The following is an 8,211-nucleotide window of genomic DNA, read 5'->3' on the forward strand; positions in this document are numbered from 1 at the left end:
AAATAAACCTTTAGACGTTTTTTTAAATATTCTTTTTGAGCGGTACCGGAATCAGGTGCCGGCCGTAAAGAAGATCACAGATGCACTCGTTGAAAAGGGTGTGATTGCGTCACAAAAAGAGATCATCAATGATCATATTGCCTTCAGAACAATGGGTGTTCCGAATTTGGGGATCGCTTCTTTTGAAAAGATATTCCTGCATCATGGTTATCAAAAAAGGGACTATTACCATTTTGAAAGTAAAAAACTGAACGCTTATTGGTATTCACCACCTTCTGCTGAATATCCAAGGATTTTTATGAGCGAATTGATCGTAGACCAGCTCTCCGAACGTGCCCAAAGGATCATTCAGGGGTACACAAAACATATTGTGAAAGATCCTGTTGATCTTCTGGATCTTAGTGATGGAAAGGCTGTTGGAGAATTTTTTCACCAATCTCTATGGGAACTTCCTAATAAAAAGGATTACCAGGATTTACTTGAAGAAAGTGAATATGCTGCATGGGTCATCTTTAACCGCTATTACTTAAATCACTATACGATTAGTGTTCACGACCTGAAGGAGGGTTATAATACACTGGAAAGCTTTAATGAGTTTGTAGAATCATTAGGACTGAAGTTGAATGCTGAAGGTGGAAAAATTAAAGTAAGCCCGGATGGCTTATTGCGTCAGAGCAGCACCGTTGCTCAAATGCATTTGGCGGGTTTTTCTGATGGGGAAACCATGCCAATAGCAGGGAGCTATGTAGAATTTTCTGAACGTCTGGTATTGCCGGAATTTAGAAACCTACCCGCCCTGTCAATCAAACCCGAACACCGCAGAGAGGGATTTGAAACAGGCAATGCAGATAAAATTTTTGAAAGTACATATATCAGGCAAACGGAATCCTGATCAAACAAAACGAAATGAAGATGAATCAAATTTTAAAAAGATTAGGAATTGACGAAGTCAATCAGGGAACCTCTACAGGTTCTTCATGGCTAAGCTCCGAAGGCAAACAAATCAGCTCATTTTCACCGGTTGATGGGACTTTGATTGCAGAAGTTCAAAGTACCGACGCAGCTCATTACGAAGTTGTGTTAAAAAAGGCTCAGGAGGCATCTTTATTCTGGAGAAATATTCCAGGACCAAAACGTGGCGATATCGTACGTCAATTTGGTGATGCGCTTCGCGAACATAAAGAAGATCTGGGCACCTTGGTTTCGTATGAAATGGGTAAAAGTTTGCAGGAAGGTTTAGGTGAGGTTCAGGAAATGATCGACATATGTGATTTTGCTGTTGGACTTTCCCGTCAGCTTTACGGATTAACCATGCATTCGGAAAGGCCAAATCATAGAATGTACGAGCAATGGCATCCTCTGGGTATTGTAGGTATCATTTCTGCTTTTAACTTCCCTGTTGCAGTTTGGGCATGGAACACTGCCCTGGCCTGGGTTTGTGGAAATGTATGTGTCTGGAAGCCCTCTTCTAAAACGCCACTCTGTGCCATTGCATGTCAGCAAATTATAGCCAGGGTTCTTAAATCGAACGATATGCCTGAGGGGATAAGCAATTTGCTGATTGGCAATGCGGCGGGCGATATGATCAATAATGACAAACGTATTCCACTTGTTTCCTTTACCGGATCTACAAAGATCGGAAGAGTGGTTTCTTCGGCAGTTGCTTCAAGGTTTGGACGTAGTATTCTGGAGTTGGGTGGAAATAATGCAATTATTGTTTCTAAAGATGCAGATTTGGAAATGTCGATCATCGGAGCGGTATTTGGAGCAGTTGGTACTGCAGGACAGCGCTGTACCTCTACCCGAAGGTTAATTATCCATGAAGATATTTATGAAACATTGAAGGCTAAATTGGTAAAAGCTTATGCCCAGCTTCGCATAGGTGATCCCTTAGATCAGAATAATCATGTGGGGCCACTTATAGATAAACAGGCCGTTGAGATGTATAATAATGCGATTGCAAAGGGAAAAGAAGAAGGTGCCGTTTTTGTTGTAGAAGGAGGGGTATTGGATGGTGATGAATTCATCTCCGGCTGTTACGTTAAGCCATGTATTGCCGAGGTTAAAAATGATTATGGAATTGTACAAGATGAAACGTTTGCTCCGATACTGTATCTGATCAAATATAAAACACTGGAAGAGGCCATCGCCTTGCAAAATGGTGTTCCTCAAGGCTTGTCGTCGGCAATAATGACCCTGAATTTACGTGAAGCGGAACAATTTTTATCTGCAAATGGCTCTGATTGCGGGATTGCTAATGTAAATATCGGTACATCAGGCGCAGAAATTGGTGGCGCATTTGGAGGGGAAAAAGAAACAGGAGGAGGAAGAGAAAGTGGTTCAGATGCCTGGAAAGCTTATATGCGCAGACAAACAAATACCATCAACTATTCAAATACGCTGCCCCTTGCCCAGGGTATAAAATTTGATCTTTAACATTTGATCAGGAGGCAGGACATGCCTTGGCCGTCAGCGAAATAAAAAGTTTACGGCCAAGGCTGTTTAAAAGTTTTTTTATAAATTGAAAGCAAAACACCAGTGATGCATTCAATTCTACCTTTTTTACTAGCCATGATCATGGTCATCGTACTGTTGAACATGTGGGCTGCCAAACTCAAAATTGCTTATCCCATTCTATTGGTTGTTGGGGGGCTATTGATCAGTTTTATACCTGGATTGCCCATGGTAAAGATTCACCCTGATCTGATCTTCTTTATTTTTCTTCCGCCCATGCTTTTTGAGGCAGCCTGGTCTATCTCTTTTAAAGAAATGAGAAAATGGTGGCGTATCATTGGCAGTTTTGCTTTCCTTGTGGTTTTTTTTACAGCGTTATCTGTAGCTCTGGTTACCAATTACCTGCTCCCGGGCTTTACCATTGGCCTTGGATTTTTATTGGGTGGTATTGTATCTCCACCCGATGCAGTAAGTACCGGAGCTATTACAAAGTTTGTTAAAATACCTAAGTCCACTTCGGCTGTTTTAGAGGGTGAAAGTCTGTTAAATGATGCGTCCTCGCTGATCATCTTTCGTTTTGCATTGGTGGCCGTTGGCACTGGTCAGTTTATCTGGCAGGATGCAGCACTGAGCTTTTTGTGGATGGTTATTGGCGGTGCGGGTATTGGGTTATTGTTGGGCTGGATATTTGTCCAGGCACATAAATATTTGCCAACGGATGCGCCTTCAGATATAGCACTTATGCTTATTGAACCTTATTTTATGTACTGGATAGCGGAACAGGTACACAGTTCTGGAGTGCTTGCAGTGGTAAGCGGCGGTTTATTTATGTCTGCGAGAAGGCTAACCTTTTTAAGTAGCACGAGTCGTATAAGGGCATTTAGTGTATGGGAAAGTTTCATATTTATCTTGAATGGCATCGTCTTTATGATCATCGGCCTTGAACTTCCCGAAATTATAGGAGGATTGCGCTCAAAAGGGATTCCGTTAAGTACGGCTATTGGCTATGGTGTACTGGTTACAGGGGTGTTAATTGCCGCCCGTATCACCAGTTCCTATACCGCAATGGCAGCCACGCTAATCTTCCGCCCGAGCGTAGCACCTGCTGTGACTTCCAGAAAAATGCGTTGGATTATGCCATTGTTCCTTGGTTGGACAGGGATGCGTGGTGTTGTGTCGTTAGCCGCTGCACTGTCTATACCTGTAACATTTGATCATGGGATTGCTTTTCCGAACCGGGATTTAATACTGTTTATCACTTTTGTTGTTATATTGCTTACGCTTGTGGTACAAGGGCTTACACTTCCTTATTTTATCAATCGTACAGGGGCCTTTGGTCCAATATTTAGTGAGGAGGCTGAAGAATCGGCTAAACAAAAAATGAAGCAGGGGCTAAAGGAACATGTCTATAAATTTCTTAAAAACAAGTATGATAATGACTTGAACGGACATGCTGGTATGGAGAAATTTTTAAAGCATTGGGAAGAGAAATCAAAAGCTACAGATGATAGCTGGATGAATGAAAAAACGAAGATCATCTTTGTTGAACTGCTCGAAAGCCAAAGACAATACCTCACAGAACTCAATAAGAACTCTCCTATTAACGAAGAACTTATTCACCAGCAATTGTACCAGATTGATCTTGAGGAAGAACGACTGAAGGTTATTTAGAAATCACGCATTTTTTTGCTGACCAAAACATCGGCAGGAGTGGCCCCAAATGTTCTTTTATAAAGCTTGGTAAAATAACCTGGATTATTATAGCCCAGTTCATAAGCAATGTCCTTCACATTGTAAAAGTCGCCGCTTTGTAAAAGCCGCTGACCTAGAAGCAATTTCTCATTAGAGAAAAAATGATTTGGGCTTTCTTTCAGAATCTTCTTAAAAAGAACTTTGTATTTTGTGCCAGACATTTCAGCCATCTCGGCCATGGCAGGTAATCCAGGGAATTCTGATAAAAGATGATCCAGCATATACTGTGATGTTTTTAAGATATTGTCAATATCCTGCTGAGAAAGCTTATTGATAATCGGCTCAAAACGGGCAGTCCGCTCTACTACATAGTTTAATAGATATAAGGCGATATGCTTTAACTTTAATTCGAAAGAAGAGCCAGAAAAGTGATGTTCTCTCTTCAATTCATTCAGCAAAACTTTGCTTCTGCTATCAATATGGCTGTAAAAGAACAAGGTGTTTTTAGATTCGTCAAATAACAAATCTGTAACCTCAGCGGTCCGGTTTGTTGCAGCAAGCGATTTATAATAGGTTTTATCAACCAATAGCCTTAAGCTGTAAGTCCGTTCGCCCACAGGAGGCATGATAACACCTTTTACGCCGCAATCCATAAACCCCATTCCTAATTTTGAATGATAGCCTACTTTGTGTACGGTATCCCCGAGGATGTGAGTGCTTATTTCATCCCCGATATTATAATAAATCATATAATAATTATGGTCTTTTGGAAGTCTTGTAATGGCAACAGGCACATGGAATGTCATGTCCAAAAGGTGCACAGATAATCCCGGTGCTACCTCTAAGAATATAGAACCGCCTGAGGCAATATCTTCCGGAATAATTAAAAGCTTATTGTCAATCAATTGAGCACCTAAGCTTTTGACAATCTGATGCTGCCAATCCGGGCCTAGTGTGTAGTAGTAATTTAGGGATCTGATGTTCTCGCCGGTCATTCCTATAGGAGTGTTAAGTATTCTTTAGGAGTAATACCATAAGCAGTGCGAAATTGTTCAATTAAATGTGAGGCGTCTGTAAAGTTAAATTGAGCTGCAATTTCTCCGATTGTAAAATTACCTGTCTCTAATGCTTCTTTGGCAAAAGAGAGCTTATTTGTTAAAAAGAAAGCATTAGGACTAAACCCTGTAATTTTTTTAAAGAGCTTTTTATATTTAGTTTCAGACATATGGGCGTGGGCTGCGAGGGTAGAGATTCCAGCAAAAGCTTCTGCAATGTGGTCTATTAAATAGGCCTGAGAACGAATAATACAGGCCACGTCTTCCTGTATAACCTGTTCAATTATAATTTCCTGGTTAATCATTTGATCCAGGTAGTCGCTAAGTAAGCCATAGACGGTGCCTGTTACCACAGCTTCGTATAGCGGACCGGTGGCTTTGGTATGTCTTAATTCATTCATCAGCCACCAGGCTTGATTACTCATCCTGTCATATTTAACAATTGTGTTTTGTGCTGGATCAAAAACCGAGTCTAAGACCTGTGCGTAATGTTCATCTTTAGCAAAATAGCTTTTTAAAGCAGTTTTCTTAATGAAAATAGCTAATTTAAATGTTGTTGAACCTGATTTAACAATGTATTCACCATTTAAGCCTGCATCAAATACGGCGAGGTTACAAGCCCACCGGCCAGCCATCCTGGGCATGTTGTTTAATACATGTACTGCATCGCCTTCCGTGAGATTGAAATAGACACCAACAAAATCATCACGGGTATTTCTTAACTTGTAAATAACATCTTCATTGTAACTGACATTGATTACAAATACAGTTATATTTTCGTTGATCTGAAGAATGAAGCGTGTTCCAGGCCGTTCTTCACCTGGAACAATGATATAATTCCCCTCTACATAGCCACCTAGTTTAGGGGCAATATCTGCAACCCAATCCAGCTCAACACCATACTGATGAATGACTTCTCTCATAATTTAAAAACGTTAAATTCCAGGTAATTGCTACACTCAGTCTTTTCACTATAATAAAGATAGGGAGGAAAAGTCTTATTGTGGTATTCAAAAGTCTTATTGAACCATTCCATCTTTTCGGATAAACGGACATTTGTACCATGATAGAACCACGTCAAAATCCTAAACATTTAATATTGGCAGCAATCTGTCTTTTACAGATTTGTATCCTTGATTATTTAACCCCTTTAGAGACTTCGGGGGGATTCGGTATCTTATACATAGCATGTATTCCAATTGTGATGAAAGAATCAAAGAAGATCATTATCTGCGTAGCCAGCTTATCTACAGCGCTTATCATTTTAAACTATCTCTATTTTTCGTCTGATTTACCTGTTTCGCAATGGATGTTTCCGGTAAACAGGATCATCTCTGTTATTGGTTTATGGGTTGCCACAGCTATTGCTTTAGACTATAAAAAAGTACGAAATCAGTTGTCAAACCAAACGACCTCCTACACAGAGACACTCGAGGAAATCATCTTTATCACTTCACATAAGGTTAGAAATCCGGTTACGAATATTGTGAAAATTGTTGAATTAATGGACGATGAGGATCTTACTGAACAAAACGTTAAAGAGATGATGTTTTACTTGCGTAAGTCTGTAAAAGACCTGGAATCAGCTACAAGAGAAATGACAGATCATATCTGCGATAAAGAATATAATCAGAACGTACTATCTGTATAGGCCAAAAAGCCATGACCAGCTACTATTCACCAGTCTTTTTATAAAAAAAACTTTATAAAAATTGCGCAATTAAATACTTGCTTATATATTTGCAAGTGAATGCTTGCGTAATGTATTTAATTTAAATTTATAAAGATGAAAAGGACAATTGTATACTCCGTTATTGCACTGCTGATATTATCGTTTTGCAGTAAGGCGAACCAATCAAAAGAGAACGCTAATCAAGTCAAGAGAAGCCTAAATGACACGTTGATGTCGAAAAAAGGCTATTCGGAAGTCAATGGAATTAAAATGTACTATGAAATTTATGGAAAGGGCAAACCTCTTGTTTTGCTTCATGGCGGCGGCTCTACCATCCAAACCACTTTTGGCAGGGTTATACCAATGCTTGCTCAACATAGACAAGTGATAGCGGTAGAGCTGCAAGCTCACGGAAGAACAAGTGACAGAGATAAGGATGTATCATTTGAGCAGGATGCAGATGATGTTGCTGTACTTTTAAAGCATTTGAATATTGATAAAGCAGACTTTTTTGGTTTCAGCAACGGAGGGACAACGACTGTTCAGATTGCCATTCGTTATCCTCAAATAGTAAATAAGATGATTTTAGGTTCTGCACTTTGCAAACGCAATGGTGTTCCTGTACAGTTTTGGGATTTTATGAAAGGGGCAAAGTTGGCCAATATGCCTGAACCGTTAAAAGAGGCTTACCTTCAGGTAACACCAGATCCTAAAGGTTTGCAGAATATGCATGATAAGGATGCGAAAAGAATGGTGAATTTTACAGATATACCAGACAAACAGATTGAATCTATTAAAGCACCAGCCCTAATTATTATAGGAGACAAAGATATTATAACACCCGAGCATGCTATTGAAATGCATAGACAGATGACCAACTCAGAATTGGCTATAATTCCAGGTATCCATGGCGAGTACATTGGGGAAATAACCACACTTAAATTGGCTTCTAAAGAGGAAGACTTTGTTATTCCAATGATTGAAAGATTTCTTGATAAATCGGGAAAAGGAAAGCGGGAATGATCTCCGACCATTCCCGCCTAATCTAAATTAACGCTCTCGTATATAAAGACGTCAAACCAGAAGTAATATTGTGTTGAACGTGAATTTTTATAAAAATTAATCGTTTTTCGACAGGTTTATCCCAGCAAGGCCTTCGGAAACAACTTCCTTCGTTAAGTTGATAGGTTCTGCAGTTGGAGTAGGTACTTTAACCGTTTCGGTTTTTAAATCTTCCCGAACATCCAAGTTGTTGATGTTTCGGTGGATTTCTCTTTTTACACCTTCAGAGGCATCTTTAAAATCTCTTATTCCCTGACCTAATCCACGGGCCAGTTC

7 protein-coding genes and 1 pseudogene are annotated in these 8,211 nt (G+C 39.8%); 5 read left to right on the top strand and 3 right to left on the bottom strand.

Annotation, left to right across the window (positions count from 1 at the left end):
- The 3 genes from DBR11_RS04100 to DBR11_RS04110 form a co-directional block, all read left to right on the top strand.
- Positions 1-892, top strand: an 892-nt coding sequence (locus DBR11_RS04100) for a DUF1338 domain-containing protein (RefSeq protein ID WP_108550343.1), incomplete at its 5' end; no start/stop codon positions are given.
- A 14-nt stretch (positions 893-906) separates the two neighbouring features.
- Positions 907-2,436 (top strand): aldehyde dehydrogenase family protein, encoded by a 1,530-nt coding sequence (locus DBR11_RS04105; RefSeq protein ID WP_108550344.1) that lies wholly within the window; start codon positions 907-909, stop codon positions 2,434-2,436.
- A gap of 105 nt (positions 2,437-2,541) precedes the next feature.
- On the top strand, positions 2,542-4,125 hold the full coding sequence (locus tag DBR11_RS04110; protein ID WP_108550345.1) for a Na+/H+ antiporter: 1,584 nt from the start codon (positions 2,542-2,544) through the stop codon (positions 4,123-4,125).
- On the opposite strand, the gene DBR11_RS04115 is transcribed toward DBR11_RS04110, so the two are convergent.
- Together DBR11_RS04115 and DBR11_RS04120 are read right to left on the bottom strand one after the other, a co-directional pair.
- Positions 4,122-5,141 (bottom strand): AraC family transcriptional regulator, encoded by a 1,020-nt coding sequence (locus DBR11_RS04115; RefSeq protein WP_108550346.1) that lies wholly within the window; start codon positions 5,139-5,141, stop codon positions 4,122-4,124. The two genes, DBR11_RS04110 and DBR11_RS04115, sit on opposite strands and share 4 nt — an antisense overlap.
- Positions 5,142-5,143: 2 nt before the next feature.
- Complete coding sequence (locus DBR11_RS04120; RefSeq protein ID WP_108550347.1) at positions 5,144-6,124, bottom strand: AraC family transcriptional regulator; 981 nt, start codon at positions 6,122-6,124, stop codon at positions 5,144-5,146.
- Between the two features lie 281 nt (positions 6,125-6,405).
- On the opposite strand from DBR11_RS04120, the gene DBR11_RS04125 reads away from it, so the two are divergent.
- Together DBR11_RS04125 and DBR11_RS04130 are read left to right on the top strand one after the other, a co-directional pair.
- On the top strand, positions 6,406-6,852 hold the full coding sequence (locus tag DBR11_RS04125; protein ID WP_146186454.1) for a hypothetical protein: 447 nt from the start codon (positions 6,406-6,408) through the stop codon (positions 6,850-6,852).
- 135 nt (positions 6,853-6,987) lie between these two features.
- Positions 6,988-7,896, top strand: a complete 909-nt coding sequence (locus DBR11_RS04130; protein ID WP_108550349.1) for an alpha/beta fold hydrolase — start codon at positions 6,988-6,990, stop codon at positions 7,894-7,896.
- Positions 7,897-7,992: 96 nt separating this feature from the next.
- Here the strand turns inward: DBR11_RS04130 and DBR11_RS04135 are convergent.
- Positions 7,993-8,211, bottom strand: a pseudogene (locus DBR11_RS04135) (twin-arginine translocase TatA/TatE family subunit); the annotation flags it as partial.

This window comes from Pedobacter sp. HMWF019 (assembly GCF_003061025.1).
Lineage (GTDB): Bacteria > Bacteroidota > Bacteroidia > Sphingobacteriales > Sphingobacteriaceae > Pedobacter.

Coding starts and splice junctions, on each gene's coding strand:
- DBR11_RS04120 (WP_108550347.1), bottom strand. CDS start 6,124: ATGAGAGAAGTCATTCATCAGTATGGTGTTGAGCTGGATTGGGTTGCA.
- DBR11_RS04115 (WP_108550346.1), bottom strand. CDS start 5,141: ATGACCGGCGAGAACATCAGATCCCTAAATTACTACTACACACTAGGC.
- DBR11_RS04105 (WP_108550344.1), top strand. CDS start 907: ATGAAGATGAATCAAATTTTAAAAAGATTAGGAATTGACGAAGTCAAT.
- DBR11_RS04110 (WP_108550345.1), top strand. CDS start 2,542: ATGCATTCAATTCTACCTTTTTTACTAGCCATGATCATGGTCATCGTA.
- DBR11_RS04125 (WP_146186454.1), top strand. CDS start 6,406: ATGAAAGAATCAAAGAAGATCATTATCTGCGTAGCCAGCTTATCTACA.
- DBR11_RS04130 (WP_108550349.1), top strand. CDS start 6,988: ATGAAAAGGACAATTGTATACTCCGTTATTGCACTGCTGATATTATCG.